The following is a 21,036-nucleotide window of genomic DNA, read 5'->3' as shown; positions in this document are numbered from 1 at the left end:
ATGACGCCCCTCGTTCTGGTTCATGGCTTCGGCACCTCGCGCCACGTCTGGCGGCGGGTGCTGGAAGGCCTGGAGGCGCAGGCCGTTGACCTGCCCGGTTTCGGGGACGCGGCTGACGCTGGCAAGGCTGGACAGACGGTAGAAGACATGGCGCAGGCTCTCGCCGGAGCGCTGCGCGAGGCAGGTGGCGGGCCTTACCGCGTGGCGGCGCATTCGATGGGCGGCAAGGTGGCCCTGCGGCTGGCCGCCCGGCATCCCGAACTGATATCCGAACTGGTTCTGATCGCTCCCTCGCCGCCCACGCCCGAACCGATGGACCCGCCAGCCCGCGCAACGCTCCGCGCCGCCCACGGGGACCGCGCTGCCCTGGGCACCCAGTATCACGACATCACCCGCCAACCCGTTCCCGAACAGGATTTCGCGCACCTCATCTCGGATGGTCTGCGGGCCAGCCACGACGCCTGGGTGGCCTGGCCCGACGTGGGCAGCCGCGAGGACATCTCCGGCCAACTCGGCGGCCTCGATCTGCCTATCACCGTCCTGTATTCGGAAGACGACCCGGCCATCTCGCCCGGGACCATCCGCGCGGAAGTGCTGGCACGGTGGCCCCAGGCCCGCGCGGTGGCCATTCGCGGCAGCGGCCACCTGATTCCGCTGGAAGACCCGCAGGCCGTGCTGGAGCTTCTTCAAGCCACGGAGGAACGACCATGACCCTGACCTTCAAGGCCCGTGACGTACCGGACGGCGGGATGCACACCTTCGAGCTGGGCGAGCAGAAAGTCCTGGTAACCCGCGACGGCGACGAGGTCCGTGCCTTCGATGCGCTGTGCCCCCACGCCGGGGCCGATCTGGGCCAGGGGGTGCGCTGCGGCGCCCGCATCGTCTGCCCGTGGCACCACGCGACCTTCCACGCGGGCGACGGTTCCTTGATTGAGCCGCCTGCCCTGGAAGGCTTGAAGCAGTACCGGGTGAAGCGTGACGGCGAGAGCCTGAGCGTCGAGTTGAACGAGGAAATCAAACCGCCAGCGCCCAGACCCAGTCACGACGACCACCACACCGTCATCGTCGGTGGAGGCGCGGCGGGCTTCATGGCGGCACAGACGCTGCGAGACGGCGGCTACGCGGGCAAGGTCACCATGCTGAGCGCCGAGAACCGCGCTCCCTATGACCGCACCGCCCTGAGCAAGGGGTATCTGGGCGGCAGGAGGCCCGCCGACAGGCTCGCGCTGGGAGGGGCCGACTGGGCGCAGGACAACGACATTGACCTGCGCGAGGGCGTCAAGGTCTCGGGGCTGGACCGGGACGCCCGCGAGGTGCAGCTGGGCGGCGAGACTCTGGGCTTTGACACCGTCATCGTGGCAACAGGCGCGACGCCCAACACCCTGAACATCCCAGGCGCGGAGCTGGGCGGCCAGTACCATCTGCGCTCCTTCCACGACGCTGAAGTGTTGAAGGCGGCGGCCCAGGGCAAAAACGTCGTGATCATCGGCTCCAGTTTCATTGGTCTGGAGGCGGCGTCCAGTCTGGCCCAGAGCGCAGCCTCAGTCACGGTGATCGGACTGGACGCCGAGATTATGGGGCGCGCCGTCACGCCGAAAGTGGGCCGCGCCATCCGCAAGCTGCACGAGGACAACGGCGTAAAGTTCCATCTGGACGCCAGGGTGACGGCCATCGAAGGTTCAGGCAAGGCCGAGGCCGTGTGCCTGAAAAGCGGCGAGAGCGTCAGGGCCGATCTGGTACTGCTGGGCATTGGCGTGAAGCCCAATTCGGGGCTGCTCTCAGACCTCGCCAATGACAGGGGAGCCGTACCGGTGAACGCAGAGTTGCTGGCCGCGCCGGGTGTCTACGCTGTGGGCGACATTGCCCTGACCCCCACCGTGCTGGGCGAGATGCGCGTGGAACACTGGCGCGTGGCCCTGCAGGAGGGCATGACTGCCGCGCAGAGCATTCTGGAATCTTCTGGTCTGGAACCGATGGACAGGCGCGTGCCGTTCTTCTGGACGCAGCAGCACGGCAAGAGCCTGCGCTACGTGGGCCACGCCGAGAGCCTGGACGACACTCACCTCTGGGGCAATCTGGACGAACTGGAGTTCATCGAGTTTGCCTTCAAGGACGGCCTGGCCGTGGCGGCCAGCGGCATGGGTATGGACAAGGACCTGGCCGCCTTCGAGGAGTTGCTGCGGCTGGGGCGTGCGCCGGGCGCAGACGAGATCAGGCAGGGGGCCTTCAGTCTGGCGGAGCGGCTCAGGGGAAACTGAACACCACGAACAGAATGCGAACCTCGCTGCTGCTGTAGCGGGCCTGGCGCTCGGACGCTGTGGCGGCGGGTCAGGGCGGTGGTCAGGCCCCCATTCCGTCCGGCAGCGTGGCGCTCAGGTTGGCCCGGTGAATGCCCGCAATTAGCAGTTCCTGCGTCTCCGTCATTGCCATGAACTCCGCAAGCAAGGGGGCCGGGTCTTAGGGTGGCGTCTGACCTTCCTGCGCCAGCATGTTCCTGACGATGCGCTCCTCAAGCCGGGCGGCGCGTTATTTACAGGGCCGCGCATTCGATCAGGGCCTCGGCCAGTTTCATGACGGCAACTTAAAGCGCAGTCTGGCCCTCTAAGCCACAAGGCGCACGATTTGGTGGCCCCCGCGTTGTTATGCTCCTTCCTGAGATGCCGTTCGATGCCCGTGCCCTGACCGCCCTGGATTTTCCCCGTATCCGTGACGCCCTCGCCGAGCGCAGCAGCACGTCGCTGGGCGCAGAGCGGGCGCGGGCGCTGTCGCCTTCCGGCGATCCAGGCCGCATAGCCCGCGAGCTTGACGAGGTGGAAGACGCCCTGTTCGGCGTCAGCCTCTCCCTGGGCGGCATTCAGGACATCCGTGAGCTGCACGCCCGCACGCAGGACGGGCGCGTGCTGAGCGGTCAGGAGTTGCTGACGTCGGCGTATTCCCTGGACGGCGCGATGACCGTCAAGCGGGCCATCAACGCCAATTCACGCGGCCCGCTGCGCGAGGTGGCCCTCGGCCTGGGCGAACACTCCGAGCTGATCCGGCGGGTGCTGTCGGCGCTGGACCGCGACGGCGGCGTGCGCGACGATGCCAGCCACCGTCTGCGCGACCTTCGCAAGCGCATCGAGCCGCTGCGCGGGCGCATCCGCGAGCGGCTGGCCGCCACGCTGGAAAAATGGGCCGATATCCTGCAGGAAAATATCGTCACCATTCGCCGGGACCGCTACGTGTTGCCCGTTCAGGCCAGCCGCGTGGGGCAGGTGCAGGGCATCATCGTGGACGCCAGTGCCACCGGCCAGACCTACTTCGTGGAACCGGCGGCGGTCACGCAGCTGAACAACGAGCTGACCCGCCTGATTCTGGACGAGGAAGCTGAGGTCCGCCGCATCCTGATTGAGCTGTCGGGCCTGTTGGCCGCCGACGCCGACGTGCCGATGACCCTGACCACCATTGGCGAGCTGGACCTGATCGCCGCCCGTGCCCGGCTGGCCCGCGACTGGCGCCTGAACCGCCCGGAAGCCGTGACGGATGGCACCTACGACCTGCGCGAGGCGCGGCATCCTCTGATCGACAATCCCGTTCCCAACGACATCCGGCTGGGCGAGACCAAGGTTTTGCTGATCACCGGTCCCAACATGGGGGGCAAGACGGCCACCCTCAAGACGCTGGGGTTGGCCGTTCTGATGCACCAGTGCGGGCTGTACGTGGCCGCTGCCAGCGCCAAGTTGCCCGTCGTGTCGGACGTGCTGGTGGACATCGGCGACGAGCAGAGCATTGAGGCGTCCCTGAGTACCTTCGCCAGTCACCTCAAGCATCTGCGCTACGTGCTGCGGTATGCCTCGCCGGACACGCTGGTGCTGGTGGATGAGCTGGGCAGCGGCACCGATCCCAACGAGGGCGCGGCGCTGTCCCAGAGCATCATCGAGACGCTGCTGGCGCAGGACGCACGCGGCATCGTGACCTCGCACCTGTCACCCCTGAAGCTGTTCGCGCTGGAAACGCCGGGCCTGAAAAACGCCAGCATGGGCTTCGATCTGGAAACCCTGGCCCCCACCTACGCCCTGCAGGTGGGACAGCCGGGCCGCAGCTACGCGCTGGCGATTGCCCAGCGCATGGGCCTGCCGGAAGACGTGCTGGAACGCGCCACCTCGCTTCTGGGCGAGGACGCCGGCATCATGGAGCGCATGCTGGAGGGCCTGGAGCGCGAGCGGGCCGAGCTGGCTGCCCAGCTGGAGGGTACCGCCGCCGCCCGCCGCGAGGCCGAGGCCGAACTGGGCCGCGTGAGGCAGGAGCGCGAGACGCTGGATGTCCGCCGGGGCGAGATGCTGGCCGAGGCTGCCCAGAAGGCCGAATCGCTGTACGCCGACGCCATCGAGCGGGTCCGGACCCTGCGGGCGCGTGCCCAGGAGGACAGCGCCCGCCCCCGCGTCATGCAGGAGCTGCGCGAACTGCGAACCGCCGCTCAGAAGGCCCGCCCTGCTCCCGCTGTGCGTGAGGAACGCGGCGATCCGATCCGGGTGGGCAACATGGTGGACGTGCCGGCCTACAACGCGGGCGGACAGGTGCTGGAACTGCGCGGCGACGATCTGGTGGTGCAGCTGGGCGTCATGAAGGTGGGCGTCAAGCGCCGCGACGTGCGCCTGCGCCCCGAGGTCAAGGCCTCGGCCCCCAAGGGCAAGGGCATGCGCAGCGGTTTTGCGGGCACCACCCCCAGCAACTTTGCCGCAGAACTGCAACTGCGCGGCCTGGGTGTGGAGGAAGCCGTCGAGGAACTGCGCACCGCGATCCTGGAAGCCTCAGCCCTCAAGGAAACGCCGCTGCGGGTGGTCCACGGCAAGGGCCAGGGTGTGCTGCGCCGGCTGCTGCGCGAGTACCTCAAGAACGACAAGAAGGTGGAGTCCTACCACGACGCCGAACCCAACCAGGGCGGGCATGGGGTGACTGTGGTGAACATCCGGGTGTGAGTTTTTGCGCCTGCAGTGCGCAGACTGTCATGCAGCCGCAAGGAGAAGTTGGCAAGATGGGGGGTGTGATTTTCCGCCGCCCGGTTTTCCCCTCCCGTGTCTCACGGCGCTTCAGTGTTCAGAGCGTCCTGCTGGGGTCCTGCCTGCTCGGCCTGGGCGCAGTGTCCAGCGCCGCCGCCCAGGACACCGTTCTGTTCGGCCTGAAGTTGCCGCCCGGCTACCTCAACCGCTTTGACCGTATCGAGGTGCTGGCCTCCAACACCGGCGGCACTGGCGTTCGCTTTCTGCCGATGCCGATTTCCACAGACCTGCGCCTCACGCTGGTCAAGACGCCCACGGCGCTGGAGTACGGCATTGGCACCCAGATCGGGAACCTGGGGGTGCAGGTGGGCGTGTTTAACGGCGTTCCCAGGGCCGAGATGAACCAGTGGCTTGCCTCGGGCTTCCAGTGGAATGGGCTCGTTCAGGGCCGGGGGGCGCTGTCGCGTTTTGCACTGGGCTACACCCACAGCGAGAATGCGGGGCGCTTCCGGCTGTTCAACGCACTGGGGCTGGCGCAGCAGGCGGGGGTCAGTGCCCCCTACAGCCACAGCGAGGTCAGCGGCGTGGCCCCCCGCCGCTTCGGCAAGATCAACACCGCCGTGGGCATGACCGGGCGGCTGTACACCTTTCCCAGTGAACGGAGCGCCCAGGCCAGTTTCGACCTGAGCCTCAGCGCCAATTACTCGCCCGTGCCGGGCATGCTGCTGGAGACCTTGTACCTGGAGCGGCAGGCGGCGGGCAGCACCCCGATTCCCGATTTCGGCCTGGGCCACTACCGCCAGAGCACCCTCAACATTACCTACCGCCTGTCCGGCGCGGATTCGGCCTTCCGGCTGGGGGCGGTACGCAGCCGGGTGGTCCGCAACTGGACCGGGAAGTACACCTACGTCCACGGTGACGTGTTTCTGAGCAGTTCCGCGCTTCCCAGCATGCTCGGCCCCAGCGTCGGCTACCAGTGGGGGCCAGACGGCAAGGACAGCCACTGGCTGATCAGCCTGGTCTCGCTGCCCAAATAGCTGGCGGGGGGCGCGGGGACGGCGTGCTACCTTCTCCCCCGTGACTGCCCAGAGCCCGCCTGGCCCGCCGCCCCTGACCGTGACCCTGCTGGCGGCGGGCACGGTGGCGTTCTTCACGCTGGGCGTCATTCAGGCGATGTATGGCCCCGCCTTCACGCTGTTTCAGGACCGCTTTGGGGTATCCACGGCTGGGGTGGGCATCATCGCCAGCGCGCATTTCGTGGGGTCTGCGCTGGCCCCGCCATTGGTGGGCATTCTTCTCATCCGCCTGAGCCTGCGCCGGGTGGTGGTGGCCGCGCTGCTGACGCTGGCACTGGGCGTCACGCTGGTGGCGCTGGCCCCCACCTGGCCGCTGGCGGTGGCCGGGGCGCTGCTGGGCGGCTTCGGTCTGGGCGGCGTCAGCGGCGGCCTGAACGCGGCCTACGCCAGTATTGGCACGCGGGCGGTCAATCTGGTCAACGCCGTGTTCGGGCTGGGCAGCATCCTGTCACCGCTGCTGGTGGCCGGGGCGGGCGGCAATCTGTCCGTTCCCTTCCTCACCGTTGCTGCCCTGTGCGCACTGACGCTGCTCAGCGCGCGGGTGTGGGGGTTTCCGGCCATGCACGAGCAGCCCCTGCCTCCGGCACCGGGCCGGGCCGGGGTGCGGGTGGCCTTTTTTCTGGCCCTGATCGCGTGCTACGTGGGGCTGGAGGTGGGCTTCGGGGCGTGGGCGGGGCGCCACCTGCAAAGTCTGGGGTACGCCTCGTTCGCCGTGATCGTCGCCGGGTACTGGGGCGGCATGACGGTGGCCCGCGTTCTGATGAGCATCTTCGGCGCGCGGGTGCGCCCGGAGCGGCTGGTGCTGGGGTGCGCGGCCCTGACCATCGTGGCCGGGCTGGCGGCCACCCAGACGGCGCTGGCCCCGGCGGCGTACATTGCGGCGGGGCTGGTGCTGGGGCCGGTGTTCGGGACCACGCTGGTGTGGAGCACCCGCAGTCTGCCCGCACGCTGGGTGCCGTTCCTGCTGACCTCGGGCAGCGTGGGCGGCATCGTGGCGCCCTACGTGCTGGGGGTGCTGGCCGGACGTTTCGGCCCCGGCGCCATTCCGCTGTCGCTGGCCGCGCTGGCCGCCGTGCTCGTGGCGGTGACGTGGGGGACCCTGCGCGTGACGCGCCCGGCCCAGCCCCTGGTCCCGGTCACCTGAACATGGATTGTCAGGGGCGGGGGCTTGTGCCACAATGCGCGCTACCTCTCACATTCATGGATTCATCCCCGATCTGCACACAGTCCCGCCGGTCAAGCCCAGCGGCGTAACGGAGGCCCCACAGTGACGCAAGCAAACAAGACAGTCCGACTGACCCGCGAAGGCTACGACCGCCTGCAGCGTGCCCTTGGCCAGGAGCAGGCCCGCCTCGCCGAGGCCACCCGCATCCTGCAAGAACAGATGGAAACCAGCGCCGACACCGAGGACACCGGCCTGGAAGACGCCAAGCGCGAGAAGATGAACATCGAGGCGCGCATCGATGAGCTGGAAGACACCCTGAGCCTGGCCACCATCATCGAGGAACACGAGAACGATGGCCGCGTGGAACTGGGCGCCATTGTGGTCCTGGGCAACGAGACCACCAAGAAGGACATGAAGGTGATGGTGGTCAGTGCCCCCGAGGCCAGCGTCACCGGCGGAAGCCTGCCCCGCGTCAGCGATGACAGCCCGGTGGGCAAGGAACTGATGGGCCGCAAGAAGGGCGAGGCCTTCGTGGTCAATCTGGACAACGGCAAGCAGATGAAATACAAGGTCAAGAGCATCGAGTACTGAGGGCAGAGGGAAAACTCAGAGGGAAAACAGGGGGCAGCGGGCGCGTGATCAGGCCCGCTGCCCTCCGCCCTTGGGCGGCAGTGTCCTGCCCGGTTCAGCAACGCGGCGGGAAACGGTCGGTCAGGGCCACCGCCCAGCTTCACCCCAGAACTCAGCGCCCGCAGGCCACCGTTCAATGTGACGGGCGGCAACCGGTCCCGCCACACGGCGCGTCCGGGGGGCGGCGTCTATACTCGCGCGTATGTCTGATGTTCCCGCCACGCCTGCCCCCGCTGGGCCGCCACGCCCCGATAACCTGCATGAACAGACCGTCAGCCGCCTGAACAACCTGGACGCGCAGGTGGCCGCCGGTTTCGAGGCCTCGCCGTACTCATACCCGCGCACGCACCACACCCGCGACGCGCTGGCCGCCCACCCCGCCGACGCCGAGGGCAAGCTGGAACCGGGGCAGGAGTGGCCGGAGGAAACCTACGCGCTGGCCGGGCGCATCACGCTGCTGCGGCACATGGGCAAGGCGGCCTTTGCTGACCTGACCGACGAGCACGGCAGCCTGCAACTGCACTTCTCCAAGCAGGACACCGGGAACTTTGATCCCACCAAGAAGATCGACCTGGGCGACATCGTCGGCGTGCGCGGGTTTCCCTTCGTGACCCGCACCGGGCAGCTGACGCTGCGCGTGACCTCGTGGCAGCCGCTGGTCAAGAGCCTGCACCCGCTGCCCAGCAAGTTTCACGGCCTGCAAGACGAGGAACTGCGCGCCCGCCGCCGCTACCTGGACCTGATGATCAATCCCGAGCGCCGCGCGGCCTTCCGCATCCGCTCAAGGGCCATCCGCTATATCCGTAACTATCTGGACACCCGCGAGTTCATGGAGGTGGAAGGCCCCACGCTGCAGGTTGTGGCAGGCGGCACCGAGGCCAAGCCGTTCAAGACCCACCACAACGCGCTGTCGCACGACTTCAGCCTGCGTATCAGCCTGGAGCTGTACCTCAAGCGGCTGCTGGTGGGCGGCTTCGAGCGCATCTACGAGATTGGCCGCAACTACCGCAACGAGGGCATCGACCGCACCCACAACCCCGAATTCACCATGCTGGAAGCCTACTTCGCTTACGGCGACTATCAGGACATGATGCGGCTGGTGGAGGAGATGCTTTCCGGGCTGGTGCAGGAGGTCAAGGGGACAGACACGTTGACCTACCAGGGCAAGGAAATCAGCTTCGCGCTGCCGTTCAAGCGGCTGGATTTCGTGACTGCCCTGAAGGAAGCGGCAGGGCTGGATTTCGAGCCTACCGACCTCGCCCGCCTGCGCGAGTGGACGGACGTGAAGCACCCCGAACTGCGCAAGGTGCCGGATTACAAGCTGCTGGACAAGCTGTTCGGCACCTACGTGGAGGACACGCTGATCCAGCCCACCTTCGTCACGGACGTGCCGCTGGCCATCAGCCCGCTGGTCAAGGCGCACCGCAGCCGCCCCGATCTGGCCGAGCGTGCGGACCTGTTCGTGGCCGGCTTCGAGCTGGCCCCCATCTACTCGGAGCTGAACGACGCACTGGACCAGCGCGCCCGCTTTGAGGCCCAGAGTGCCCGCCGCGACGCCGGGGACGACGAGGCCCACGAGCAGGACGAGGACTTCCTGCTGGCGCTGGAATACGGCATGCCGCCCGCTGCGGGCATGGGCATGGGCATGGACCGTCTGGCGATGCTGCTGACCGACAGTGACAGCATCCGCGACGTGCTGCTGTTTCCGCTGCTGCGCCCCGAGGGTCACTCCGGCGAGGCTGAGGCGCAGGACTAGGCCCGCAGTCTTTTCTGGCTGGCCAGAACCATGTTCAACCGGCCTAGGGTCATCCAGTCGACGTCAATTGACAAACATGTCGCAATTGGCGCAGCATGAGGTCCGTACCTGTTAGACAGACATGCGAACCCAGTTCGTCCACGAGGCTCCCGCACCCGATCTGCGCCGCCGCCTCTTTCTCTTCTGTCGCCTTTTCCCGTCTCAGCCACCACGGAGGAACCCATGAGCAAGTCACCGTTTAAGAAAGCGCTGCTGATCGCCGCTGCCCTCGCCACCACGACCAGTGCGCTGGCCGCCGGCAAGCTGGAAATCTTCTCGTGGTGGGCCGGGGACGAGGGCCCCGCCCTGGAGGCTTTGGTCAAGCTGTACAAGGAGAAGTACCCCAGCGTGACGGTGGACAACGCCACAGTGTCGGGCGGCGCGGGCACCAACGCCAAGGCGGTGCTCAAGACCCGCATGCTCGGCGGCACGCCGCCCGACTCCTTCCAGGCCCACGCCGGCCAGGAACTGATCGGCACCTGGGTGGTGGCGGGCCGCATGGAGGACCTGAGCAGCCTGTTCAAGTCCGAGGGCTGGACCAAGGCGTTCCCGGCTGACGTGGTCAAGCTGATCAGCTCCAAGGGCGGGATCTGGAGCGTGCCGGTCAACGTCCACCGCAGCAACGTGATGTGGTACAACCCGGCCAAACTCAAGGCGTGGGGCGTCACGGTGCCCAAGACCTGGCCGGAATTCATCAACACCTGCGCCACCCTGAAGAAAAAGGGCGTGGCCGCGCCGCTGGTGGTGGGCGAGAACTGGACCCAGCAGCACCTGTGGGAAAACGTGATGATCGGCACGCTGGGCGCGCAGGGCTGGGAAAACCTGTGGGCCGGCAAGACCAAGTTCACCGATCCCAAGGTCGTGGGGGCCTTCACCACCTTCGGCAAGGTCATGGACTGCGCCAACAAGGACGCCTCGGGCCTGAGCTGGCAACAGGCCAGTGACCGCATCATCAGCGGCCAGAGCGCGTTTAACATCATGGGCGACTGGGCGGCCGGATACTACACCACCACCAAGAAGCTGGCCCCCGGTCAGGGCTTCGGCTGGGCCACTGCCCCCGGCACCAGCAAGACCTTCGTGATGCTGGCCGACTCCTTCGGTCTGCCCAAGGGCGCCAAGAACCGCGCCGAGGCCATCAACTGGCTCAAGCTGCTGGGCAGCAAGCAGGGCCAGGACGCCTTCAATCCCCTTAAGGGCAGCATCGCCGCGCGCACCGACAGTGACCTGAGCAAGTACAACACCTACTCCAAGAGTGCGGCCACCGACTGGAAGAACAGCAAGATCGTCGGCAGCATGGCCCACGGCGCCGTCGCCCCCGAGAGCTTCATGAGCGCCTTCGGGGCCGTGATTGACCAGTTCGTCGCCACCAGGAACAGTGCGGGCGCCGCCGCCGCGGCGCAGGCCCTGGCCACGCGCGCGGGCATCGGGCAGTAAGACCCTCAGCACGCCGGAGGCGGTGCGCGGCACGCGGTGGAAACAACTGCGTGCCGCGCACCGCCGCCTCTCGTTCATGTAAAGGAGGCCCCTCTTGAAAGGCATGAGCAAAGACCGCCTGTGGGCCGTCGCCGTGCTGGCGCCCAGCGTCATCCTGATCGGCATTTTCGTGTACTACTTCATCGGGCGGACGGTGTACGTCAGCCTGACCGACTGGGGCAACGACCCGGCGCAGGCGCTGGCACTTGATCCCATCATCCGCTGGGTAGGCCTGCAGAACTACTCTGAACTGTTCAGCGGCTTCCTGCAGGGGCGCTTCCGGCAGGAACTGGTCAACACACTGTTCTTCACCGTGTTCTTCATTCTGGGCTGCCTGGGGCTGGGCCTGGGGCTGGCGCTGATCCTGGACCGCAACCCCAGGGGTGAGGGCCTGTGGCGCACCATCTTCCTGTTTCCCATGAGCCTGAGCTTCATCGTGACCGGCACCATCTGGCGCTGGATGCTGCAGCCGCAGGGCGGCGTGAACCAGGCCCCCACGCTGCTGGGTGCCCCGCCCTCCACCTTCGCGTGGCTGTCCAGCAACGACTCGGTCCTGAAATTCGACTGGAACACCCTGCCGCTGATCACCGCCTCGGTGGTGGGCGTGGTGCTGCTGTTTCTGGCGGTGGGCGCCGCCCGCGAGGGCAACCGCGTCCGCACACTGGTGGCCGCCGTCTGCGCCGCGCTGCTGATCGGCTGGGCAGTGTTTGTCGGGCCGAATGTCAAGCTGCTGGCCGCGCCGGAGCTGCACGGCTTTAACCTCGCCATGATCGGCATCATCATCGCCGCCGTGTGGCAGATGAGCGGCTACACCATGGCGCTGTATCTGGCCGGGCTGCGCGGCATCCCCGAGGAACTGCGCGAGGCCGCCAAGGTGGACGGCGCACGGGACGCCCAGATGTACCGCTTCGTCATCTTCCCGTTGCTCTCGCCTATCACCCTCAGCGCCATGATCATCCTGGGCCACATCAGTCTCAAGATCTTTGATCTGGTGTACGCGATGGCCGGGCCGGACAACATTGCCGCCAGCGTGCCGGCGCTGAACATGTATCTGACCAGCTTCCGCCAGAACCAGTTCGCGCTGGGCGCGGCCATCGGCACCATCCTGCTGATTCTGGTGGCCTTTGTGATCGTGCCGTACCTGGCCAACCAGTTCCGGGGCGAGGAGGGACACCCATGACCGCCGTTCCGCACACCGCCCCCCCGCGCCGTTCGCTGGGCCTGGGCCGCGTCCTGACCTACCTGCTGCTGATCGTCGCAGCGCTGTTTTTCCTGGTGCCCATCTATCTTGTGTTTGCCACTGCCCTCAAAACCCCGAACGCCATCGAGTTGGCCACCGCGTGGCACTGGCCTGCCCGTCTCAACTGGGCCAGCTTCGCGGAGGCCTGGGACAAGGTGGGCGGCAACATGCTCAACAGCCTGTTTCTGGCCGTGACCGCCACCATCCTCAGCGCCCTGCTGGGCAGCCTGAACGGCTACGCCCTGAGCAAATGGCGCTTCCGCGGGGCCAACACCCTGTTCGCGCTAATGCTGTTCGGCATGTTCATCCCGTATCAGGCGGTGCTGATTCCGCTGTTCCAGTTCATCAAGTCGCTGGGCCTGTACGGCAGCATCTGGGGCCTGATCCTGGCGCACGTGGTGTACGGCATTCCCATCACCACCCTGATCTTCCGCAACTTCTACGCCGACGTGCCGGATGCGCTGGTGGAGGCCGCCACCATCGACGGCGCAGGCTTCTGGCAGATCTATGCCCGCGTGATTTTCCCGATCAGCATTCCCGGCTTCGTGGTGGTGATCATCTGGCAGTTCACCCAAGTCTGGAACGAGTTCCTGTTCGCGGCCACGCTGACCAACACCAGCAGCCAGCCGGTGACCTATGCGCTGTCGCAACTCGCGGGCGGTCAGGCGGTGTCGTGGAACCTGCCGATGGCCGGGGCCATTCTTGCAGCGCTGCCTACGCTGCTGGTCTACATCGTGCTGGGGCGATATTTCGTGCGTGGTCTGCTGGCCGGGAGCGTCAAGGGGTAACGGCGCGAAAGGTCAAAGGGGCTCAAGAGATTTCAGTGCCTCCTGAGCCCCTTTGACGGTTAAGCGTCAGATCGCTGGCAGGTCCCGCGCGTGGTCATCAATCAACCCGCCGCCCAGCAGGCGGGGGCCGCTGTACAGCACGGCGCTCTGGCCGGGGGCCACGGCGAACTGCGGCTCATGGAACTGCAACTCGAAGCCGTGCTCGTCGGCGTGGGTCACAGTGGCACGCACCGGCTTCGTGCGGTAGCGCACCTGCACCTCCACCTCGCGCGGCAAGTCGGCCAGATCGCACAGGTAGTTGGCGCCCGACGCCCGTAGGCCGCCCCACAGGCAGTCCTCGTAATCGCCCACCCAGACCGTGTTGGTCTTCGGGTCCAGGTGCACGATATGGCGCACCTTGTGGGACTGGTACAGCCCCATGCCGCGCTTCTGGCCCAGCGTGTAGAACTGCGTGCCCAGGTGATCGCCGACCACCTCGCCCGTGGCGATCTCGCGGATCAAGCCGGTGGCCTGCGGCAGATGTTCGGCCACGAAGTCCTGCACCTTGCCCGGCACGAAGCAGATGTTCTGGCTTTCGGGCTTGCGGGCGGTCAGCAGGCCGCGCTCCTCGGCAATCTCGCGCACCCGGGGCTTTTCCAGCTCACCCACCGGGAACAGGATGTACGGCAGGGCGTCTCTGGGCGTTCCCCACAGAAAGTAGGTCTGGTCCTTTTGCGGGTCGTCGCCCCGCCAGAATTCCACGCCGCCATCTGCCGTGTCCACGCGCTTGACGTAATGGCCGGTCGCCACGTAACGGCAGCCTAGCATCTTGGCCTTCTTGACCAGCTCGTCGAACTTGACCTTGGTGTTGCAGTTCACGCACGGGTTCGGCGTGCGCCCCTGCGCGTATTCCTCGAGAAACGGGCCGACGATGTGACGCTGGAACTGCTCGCGGTAGTCGAGCAGGTAGAACGGCACGCCCACCTGTTCGGCCACGCGCCGGGCCTCGTAGGCGGCGTCGGGCGAGCAGCAGCTGTCGAAGGTGTCGGTGCGCTTGTCGTCGGGCCAGAAGCGCATCATCGCGCCCACCACGTGAAAGCCGGCGTCCTTGAGCAGCGCCGCCGTCACGCTGCTGTCCACGCCGCCGGACATGGCGCACAGCACGCGCTCGCCGGTGGGAGGCGTGGTGGGGTTGGGGGATGCTGTCGTCAGGGCCGTCATACCAACCACAGACCCTACCAGCCTGCCCCCACCCGGCGCGGTGAGGCGAGCGGCAATTGCGCAGGCAGGGCAGTCAGAAACCCTCCAGGTTCTCTTTTTTTCATGCAGGCTGCACTATCATGGGCGGCATATGCCGTATACGATCCTCGTCGCCGACGATGAGCCAGCCATCCGCACCATGCTGGAAGTCATTCTGTCCGCCGATGGACACGAGATCGTGGCGGTGGCCGACGGCAAGGCGGCGCTGGATTACCTGCGGGACCACACCCCCGACGCCATGCTGCTGGACATCAAGATGCCCCACATGGACGGTTTCGAGATCTGCTCGCGGGTCAAGCGCGTCAAGCGGCTGCGCGACACGCCGGTGCTGCTGCTGACCGGCTTCGATGACGATCAGACGCGCGATCACGCCAAGCTGGTGGGTGCCGACGACATCGTGTACAAGCCGCTGTCCGGCAAGAACCTGCGTGGACGCGTCAACCAGCTTGTCGCGGCCCGCCGCCCCTGACCCCGCGTCCCCCAGCCGCCCCCCGCCCCCGTGGAGTCCTCCCCATGATCTTTTTCGTTCGCTTCCTGAAATTCCTGTCGTCGTTTCTGATCGCCGCGCTGTTCGCCGGGGCGGGGGTGGCGGCCACCTACGGCCTGAAGTGGTGGCGCGAGCTGCCGGACTACCGCCAGCTGGACAGCCTGTCGCTGGGGGCCGAAACACGGGTGTTTGCCCGCGACAACACGCCGCTGGGCAGCCTGATTCCCAAGATCGGCGAGCAGGCCATCAGCCGCACGTTGGTCAACCTGAACGAGATCAGCCCCTTTATGGTGGCCGCGCTGGTCAGCAACGAGGACCGGCGCTTTTTCGAGCATTACGGCATCGATCCCTACGGGCTGGGGCGGCAGGTGCAGCGTCTGGCAGCGGGCGAGAGCGTGCAGGGCGGCAGCACCCTGACCAACCAGTTGATCAAGAACACGCTGCTGCTCGAGGAGTATCAGCAGTCGCGCTCGCCAGACCGCAAGATCAAGGAGTGGCTGCTGAGCGTGCAGGTCGAGCGCAGCTTCACCAAGGCCGAGATTCTGCAGAACTACCTGAACACTATTTACTGGGGTGACGGCGGCCCGGTGGAGCTGTACGGCATCTACTCGGCGGCCCAGGCGTACTTCCGGACCACCCCCAAGGACCTGACCCTGGCCCAGAGCGCCTACCTGACGGTGCTGGTTCCTAGTGCGGGCCGCTACTTCGACTACAAGGCCATGCGGCCCCTGATGCGGACGCTGCTGTCACGCATGGTGGAAGACAAGTGGATCACCCGGACCCAGATGGACGCGGCCCTGGCCGAGGACCTGCAACCGCGCGGCTGGAAGGTGCTGTACGACAAGCAGGGCCAGATTACCAGCGCCAAGCTGGTGGACCGCACCCAGAAAGAGCTGAAGGCCGTGACGACCGTGCTCTACCCACACTTCATGGGCCAGGTCGAGCAGGAACTGGTGCGCCGGTTCGGGCGTGACAAGGTGTACGGCAGCGGGGGCCTGCGGGTCTACACCACCGTGGATCCCCGCGTGCAGGCCGCCGTGGAAACCGCCAGCCGCGAGGCCACCGGCCTGCCGCCCGGCGCAACGCTGGGGGCCACCATCATTGATCCGTTTACCGGCGAGGTGCTGGGCATGATCGGGCAGAAGTTGTACGGCTCGGCGCCGCCCGACGCCTGGAACAACGCCGCGCAGGGTCAGCGGCAGATCGGCTCCACCATCAAGCCACTGCTGTACACCACGGCGCTGTCCACCGGGCTGCCCCAGGATCACCGTGAGGAAGACCGGCCCATCACCTTCCCGTGTCCCACCTGCAAGGACGGCGTGTACGCGCCGCAGAACTTCGAGAGCCAGACCACCTACCGCAGCATGACCATCCGTGAGGCGCTGGACCGCTCGCTGAACCTGGTCACCGTGCGGCTGGCGGACCGGATTGGCCTGCAGACCTTCTTCGGCAAGCTGCGCGAACTGGGCATTCCGCCCAACGACGGCACCGGACTGGCGGCGGCACTGGGCGCGGTGGAGACCACCCCGGTCAAGATGGCGGCGGCCTACGCGCCCTTTGCCAACGGCGGGCTGTACCGCGCGCCCCGCTACATCACGCGGGTCACCACGGCGCGCGGCGAGGTGCTGTACGACGACGGCCTGAATCCGGTCAAGGCCACGCGCGTGTGGACCCCGCAGATCGCGTGGCTGGGGCTGGACATGATCCGGGGCGTGGTCAACGACCTGACCGAGGCGCAGGGCGGTCTGGCGTGGTCGGCCAAGTTTGGCGACTGGCCGGTGGCGGGCAAGACCGGGACCAGCAACGGCCCCAAGGACTTCTGGTTCGTGGGCACCACGCCGCTGTACACCGGGGCCGTGTGGGTGGGCAAGCAGCAGGGCGGCGACATGCCGGTGCGCGGCTACTATTCCGGCTACGTGAACGGCCCGATCTGGCGGCGCATGATGGAACTGGCGCACAAGGGCCAGACGGTGCGGGCCTACAGCGAGCCTCCCGGCATCCTGTACGCCGACGCGCCGGACCCCGGTTACCTGCCGGGCGTGAAGCTGGCCGTGCTGGACCCCAACTACCGCGACGCGGCCAACACGGCGCTGGAGGACAACGCTCCGCCCCCGGTGCAGTACACCGAGTCCCGCTACACGGCGGCCTACAACGATCCGCGCACCGTCCTGATCAACGTGGACCGCACCACCAACCAGCAGGCCACCGAGTTCACCCCGCCCGAGAACGTCGTTCGCCGCCGGGTGTACATCGAGCAGCTGCCTGCCTACGCCCCCGACAGCAGCCCCGTCCCCCTGACTGATCAGAAGGCCGATCCCGCCGCCGTCCGGTCTGTGACCAACCAGAGCGCCGTGCCGCAGGTGCCTGCCCCGGACGCGCCCAAGGAAGCCGCCCCGAAGCCGGACAGCCCCTGACCCTCTCCGGCTGGGCTGGGTATCGTCCGGAGCCGTCCTCACCGCCCCGTCATGCAAAGGGGCGGGGCGGCGAGGCATGATGCGGCCCATGAGCCACCGACATGCCCCGCTGCTGACGCTGCTTCTTGCGCTGGGAACAGTGCCCTCCCTGAGCAGCGCCGAGGCCCGCGTGCGCCTGGGTGATCTGCTGCCCGCCCACCCGTGGACGGAGGGGACCGGGGGCCGCGAGGTGGTGGTGGTCTACAGCCACGACTGCGGCGACCTGGGCGAGCTGTGGCAGGCCGTGATGGACAGCGACCTGCCGGTGCGGGCCGTGAACGCCGAGGGCACGCCCGCGCCGGCGCCGACTGGTCTCAACCCCTGGCGCGGCGACGGGGCCACCGCCTTCGCCCGCGCCCTGAAGGTCAGCGCCTATCCCACCGTCTTGCTGGTGCAGGGCGGACGCATCCTGAATGCCTGGGAGGGAAATTTTACCGGGAAGTTGGAGTAGAAACGGAGCAGGTCAGGTCCTGGCGCCCAAGAGTCGCCGGACCAGCGCGATCTGCCCGAAATGATAGGCGTTGTGCTTGGCCACACTCATGGTGAGTTTATAGCCCACCGTCCAGCTGGGTGCAGAGGCCGTGGGCGGGTAGAACGTGCGCTCAGGTTCGCGTTCATCCTGTGCAATTTTTCCGAGCTGCGCCATGCCACCAAGAAAGGCCTGAACCAGCGGCGTCCACTCCCCGGCAGAAATGCCATGTTCGGTGCGGTCAGCCAGCAGCAGCCTGACGGTGGCCGGGGTGGTCCATACAGCAGGTCAGCCTTCGTGGTCATGTTTCTCTTCTCTGGCCTGCCCAGCGCCGATTCTTTCGAAGTTGTCGCGCTGCACAGTGGGTGTGGAGATCCGGAACTGTCTTCAGCGTCAACGGGTTTGGTTACTCCTCCTCGTCCGGGTACACCTTCAGTTCGGTGATGTGGGCGCGGTCCGGGCGGGTCAGGATGTGGGCCACACTCTTGGCGAGGCCGCGCGGGTCGATCATCTTTTCCCATTTCAGGCCCGCGTCGCGGTTGGCCGGGGTATCGATCGCGCCCATCGGGTACAGCACGCAGCCGCGGACGCCTCTGGTCTTCAACTCGTCGTTCAGGCTGTTGAGGTACGCGCCGAGCGCCGCCTTGCTGGCGGTATATAGCGCCGCGCCGGGGCCGCTGCCCCGGGCCGCCTGCGCCGCGCTGACCCCCAGGATGATGCCGTCCTTGTTCCTGAGCATGTTGGGCAGCACGCCCTGGACCGCGTGGAACATCGTCAGGAAGTTGGCGTCCAGCATGGCCCGCAGATCGTCGGTAGTGGCCTTCTGTACCGGCTGCATGGCGTAGGCCCCGGCCGTGTGCACCAGGATGTCCACCTTGACCTTCTTCAGTTGCGCCACGCTGGCTGGGTCCGACAGATCGGTATCGATCACTTCGGTGGCGGGAAAGCGGTCGGCAGCGCGGGCCAGGGTCTCGCCGCGCCCCACCAGCACCATCTGCGCGCCGGCGTCGTCAAGTTCCTGGGCAATCGCGGTGGCCAGCGCCCCGCCCGCCCCCGTGAGCATTACTGTCGAGGAGCTGAGGTTTGCCATGCCCCCAGCCTACCCGCTGGGCGTGCAGGTGTGGCCGCGCGGGGTTGTGGGAACGCTAAGGCGCGTGCCAGTGGGCCTACTGCGCGCCGTACCCGGCAGCCCGCACCGCCGCCCACTCGCCCACGCCCAGCACGAACGGCTCACGCTGCACGTCGGTGGTGACCTCGGGGCCGTCCGGCGACAGGTACACGTCCACCTCGGTGCGGATGCCGAAGCCCTTGGCGGCAGGGTAGGTGCCGGGTTCTACCGTGACGGCCAGCCCCGGCGTCAGGGTGCGGGTGTCGCGGGTCTCGTAGTCGTCCAGGTTTGCGCCGGAGCCGTGAATCTGCACCCCCAGATCGTGGCCGGTACGGTGGAAGAAGGACGGCGCCCAGTGGGGCCCCATCGCGTCGCGCGCGGCGCGGTCCAGTTCCCAGCCCTGCAGTCTGCCCCAGCCCTCGGCCTCGAACCTTGAGTTCAACACGTCCAGCGCCGTGTCTCGCGCGGCCCGCACCGCTGCCCAGGCCTCGCGGTACTCGGCGGAGGGCTGGCCCGCGTGACCCACCCAGGTCACGTCCGCAAAGGGGCGGCCCGGCTCCTGCGCCCACAGGTCGATCAGGACGCACTGTCCCTGCTCCAGCGTGGCGTTCTTGTCGCCGCCCGGCTCGTAATGGGAATCCGCCGCGTTCACGCCGAAACTGACGTTGACCGGATGCCCCGCGTTCATGCCCGCGCCGGCGATGGCGTCCATGATCTTGCCCTGAACCTCCAGTTCGGTGATGGCCTCGCCCGCCTTCAGCCGCTCGTGGATCAGCCAGTAGGCGTCGTCCTTGGCGCGCATCAGCAGGGCGGCGGCGCGTCTGTGGGCGGCCAGATCGTCCTCAGACCACGCCAGGAAGGATTGCAGCAGGTCTGCGCTGCTCACGACGTCTGCGGCCCCCGCCGCCCGCACGCGCTCCAGCGTTCCGGCGTCCACCCGACTGACGTAGGGCACGGCCCCGTTCGGGCTGTATTCCATCGCCACGCGCTGCCCGGCCACCACTTTTTTCAGGGCGGCGTCCAGCTCCGCGTGGGAGCCGAAGGCCCGCCGCTCGATGTCCCAGCCGCGCGTGATCTCACCCCAGGTGCCGCCCTCGATGTGGTTGTGCAGCAGCACGGCCTGGCCCCCGCGCGGCACGTACACGAAAAAGCGCCGGGTCAGGAACGCGCCGCCCGGCAGATCCAGTACGCGGCGGGCGTGTGGGTTGAGGTTCTGGAAATCGTAGATCAGCCAGCCGTCCAGATCGGTGGTCTGAAGGGCGGCACGCATCCGGTCCACAGGAGAGGTCATGCCCCCGATTATGCGGCGTAGGCCTACGGGGCGCGGCGCAGCTCCTCGCGCAGCCCCGCGATCTCGCCGCGCAGCTCGCGCAGCGTCCGACCCAGCGCCTCGTTGTTGACCTCGTCGTCGTCGGGCAGCGTGCTCTGGTCCACCCCCACGAACAGACTGGCCAGCGCCGCCGTAATGTAGCCGAAGACCGCGAAGCCGTACAGCGCCAGCAGGAAGGTCAGGGTGCGGCCCTCGCCCGTGACCGGCCAGTAGTCCGATCCCAGGCTGGTGAGCAGCATGCCCACCCAGTACAGCCACTGCACGAAGCCCTGCGGGGCGCCGCCCTGCTCCGCCTCGAACGACGCCATGCCCGCCGCCCCGGCCAGCGCCACCAGCGCGGTTGCCCCCAGCACGAAGCCCAGTCCCCGGCGGCGCAGCGTGCGCTGCAGGGTCCGCAGCCCCCGGTTCAGGGTGGTCAGGATTCGCAGCAGATTGGTGCCGCGGGTGGCCCGCAGGACGCGCAGCGCCCGGAGGCCCCGGAAGGCCCGCAGAATCCGCAGCGCGGGCAGCAGCAGGCTCAGCGCGGTCAGCCAGTTGCGCCGCAGATAGTCCGACTTGTCGGGGGCCAGCGTGATGGACAGCCCGAAATCCAGCACGAACAGTCCCCAGATCACGTTGCTGACGCCCTGGAAAAACGGTGACAGGCCCTGCACCAGGTCCAGCACCAGCAGCCCCAGCCACACAAAGCTCAGGACAATCATGGGTCCGTCCAGCAGCGCGTCCAGATACCCCAGGGTGGTCAGGCGGGCAGACTTGAGTTCCTCCTGGGACTGGGGGGCTGGGGTGGGCATGGGCTTCAGGCTA

General features: G+C 67.4%; 18 protein-coding genes. 13 read left to right on the top strand and 5 right to left on the bottom strand.

Going from position 1 to position 21,036, the window contains the following annotated elements; all coding sequences use genetic code 11:
• From IEY31_RS02010 to IEY31_RS01965, 10 genes are all read left to right on the top strand, one after another.
• Complete coding sequence (locus IEY31_RS02010; RefSeq protein ID WP_188968463.1) at nt 1–711, top strand: alpha/beta fold hydrolase; 711 nt, start codon at nt 1–3, stop codon at nt 709–711.
• Nucleotides 708–2,258 carry an FAD-dependent oxidoreductase gene (locus IEY31_RS02005; RefSeq protein WP_188968461.1) on the top strand — a complete coding sequence of 517 codons (1,551 nt, stop codon included), beginning with the start codon at nt 708–710 and terminating at the stop codon, nt 2,256–2,258. Before IEY31_RS02010 ends, IEY31_RS02005 begins: the two co-directional genes overlap by 4 nt.
• Before the next feature lie 399 nt (nt 2,259–2,657).
• Nucleotides 2,658–4,958: an endonuclease MutS2 gene (locus IEY31_RS02000; protein ID WP_188968459.1), complete on the top strand. Its 2,301-nt coding sequence runs from the start codon at nt 2,658–2,660 to the stop codon at nt 4,956–4,958.
• Between the two features lie 56 nt (nt 4,959–5,014).
• The gene (locus IEY31_RS01995) at nt 5,015–6,016 is read left to right on the top strand and encodes a hypothetical protein (RefSeq protein WP_188968457.1); all 1,002 of its coding nucleotides are present in this window, start codon (nt 5,015–5,017) and stop codon (nt 6,014–6,016) included.
• Nucleotides 6,017–6,056: 40 nt separating this feature from the next.
• On the top strand, nt 6,057–7,199 hold the full coding sequence (locus IEY31_RS01990) for an MFS transporter (protein WP_229723254.1): 1,143 nt from the start codon (nt 6,057–6,059) through the stop codon (nt 7,197–7,199).
• 123 nt (nt 7,200–7,322) lie between these two features.
• Complete coding sequence (locus IEY31_RS01985) at nt 7,323–7,811, top strand: GreA/GreB family elongation factor (protein WP_188968455.1); 489 nt, start codon at nt 7,323–7,325, stop codon at nt 7,809–7,811.
• Nucleotides 7,812–8,052: 241 nt separating this feature from the next.
• Nucleotides 8,053–9,606 carry a lysine--tRNA ligase gene (lysS, locus tag IEY31_RS01980; protein WP_188968453.1) on the top strand — a complete coding sequence of 518 codons (1,554 nt, stop codon included), beginning with the start codon at nt 8,053–8,055 and terminating at the stop codon, nt 9,604–9,606.
• Between the two features lie 222 nt (nt 9,607–9,828).
• On the top strand, nt 9,829–11,079 hold the full coding sequence (locus IEY31_RS01975) for an ABC transporter substrate-binding protein (RefSeq protein ID WP_188968451.1): 1,251 nt from the start codon (nt 9,829–9,831) through the stop codon (nt 11,077–11,079).
• A gap of 103 nt (nt 11,080–11,182) precedes the next feature.
• The gene (locus IEY31_RS01970) at nt 11,183–12,298 is read left to right on the top strand and encodes a carbohydrate ABC transporter permease (RefSeq protein ID WP_188968449.1); all 1,116 of its coding nucleotides are present in this window, start codon (nt 11,183–11,185) and stop codon (nt 12,296–12,298) included.
• Nucleotides 12,295–13,146, top strand: a complete 852-nt coding sequence (locus IEY31_RS01965; protein WP_188968447.1) for a carbohydrate ABC transporter permease — start codon at nt 12,295–12,297, stop codon at nt 13,144–13,146. Before IEY31_RS01970 ends, IEY31_RS01965 begins: the two co-directional genes overlap by 4 nt.
• Before the next feature lie 66 nt (nt 13,147–13,212).
• On the opposite strand, the gene mnmA is transcribed toward IEY31_RS01965, so the two are convergent.
• Nucleotides 13,213–14,346 (bottom strand): tRNA 2-thiouridine(34) synthase MnmA, encoded by a 1,134-nt coding sequence (gene mnmA, locus IEY31_RS01960; RefSeq protein ID WP_188968445.1) that lies wholly within the window; start codon nt 14,344–14,346, stop codon nt 13,213–13,215.
• 130 nt (nt 14,347–14,476) lie between these two features.
• On the opposite strand from mnmA, the gene IEY31_RS01955 reads away from it, so the two are divergent.
• The 3 genes from IEY31_RS01955 to IEY31_RS01945 all read left to right on the top strand — a co-directional run bounded on the left by IEY31_RS01955 (nt 14,477) and on the right by IEY31_RS01945 (nt 17,776).
• Nucleotides 14,477–14,854, top strand: a complete 378-nt coding sequence (locus tag IEY31_RS01955) for a response regulator (RefSeq protein WP_188968443.1) — start codon at nt 14,477–14,479, stop codon at nt 14,852–14,854.
• 44 nt (nt 14,855–14,898) lie between these two features.
• Nucleotides 14,899–17,286 (top strand): transglycosylase domain-containing protein, encoded by a 2,388-nt coding sequence (locus tag IEY31_RS01950; protein WP_188968441.1) that lies wholly within the window; start codon nt 14,899–14,901, stop codon nt 17,284–17,286.
• 79 nt (nt 17,287–17,365) lie between these two features.
• Nucleotides 17,366–17,776, top strand: a complete 411-nt coding sequence (locus tag IEY31_RS01945; protein ID WP_188968828.1) for a penicillin-binding protein — start codon at nt 17,366–17,368, stop codon at nt 17,774–17,776.
• 12 nt (nt 17,777–17,788) lie between these two features.
• On the opposite strand, the gene IEY31_RS01940 is transcribed toward IEY31_RS01945, so the two are convergent.
• From IEY31_RS01940 to IEY31_RS01925, 4 genes are all read right to left on the bottom strand, one after another.
• Complete coding sequence (locus IEY31_RS01940; protein WP_188968439.1) at nt 17,789–17,971, bottom strand: hypothetical protein; 183 nt, start codon at nt 17,969–17,971, stop codon at nt 17,789–17,791.
• Nucleotides 17,972–18,200: 229 nt separating this feature from the next.
• Nucleotides 18,201–18,884 (bottom strand): SDR family oxidoreductase, encoded by a 684-nt coding sequence (locus tag IEY31_RS01935; RefSeq protein ID WP_188968437.1) that lies wholly within the window; start codon nt 18,882–18,884, stop codon nt 18,201–18,203.
• 76 nt (nt 18,885–18,960) lie between these two features.
• Nucleotides 18,961–20,193, bottom strand: a complete 1,233-nt coding sequence (locus IEY31_RS01930) for a M24 family metallopeptidase (RefSeq protein WP_188968435.1) — start codon at nt 20,191–20,193, stop codon at nt 18,961–18,963.
• 23 nt (nt 20,194–20,216) lie between these two features.
• Entirely contained in the window at nt 20,217–21,023 is an 807-nt protein-coding gene (locus tag IEY31_RS01925; RefSeq protein ID WP_188968433.1) for an ion transporter, read from the bottom strand.
• Nucleotides 21,024–21,036 lie beyond the last annotated feature (13 nt).

It is taken from the genome of Deinococcus aerolatus, from assembly GCF_014647055.1.
In the GTDB taxonomy this organism is placed as follows: domain Bacteria; phylum Deinococcota; class Deinococci; order Deinococcales; family Deinococcaceae; genus Deinococcus; species Deinococcus aerolatus.
Note: the sequence above shows the minus strand (reverse complement) of the source record. Positions and strands in the feature narration are given on the sequence as shown.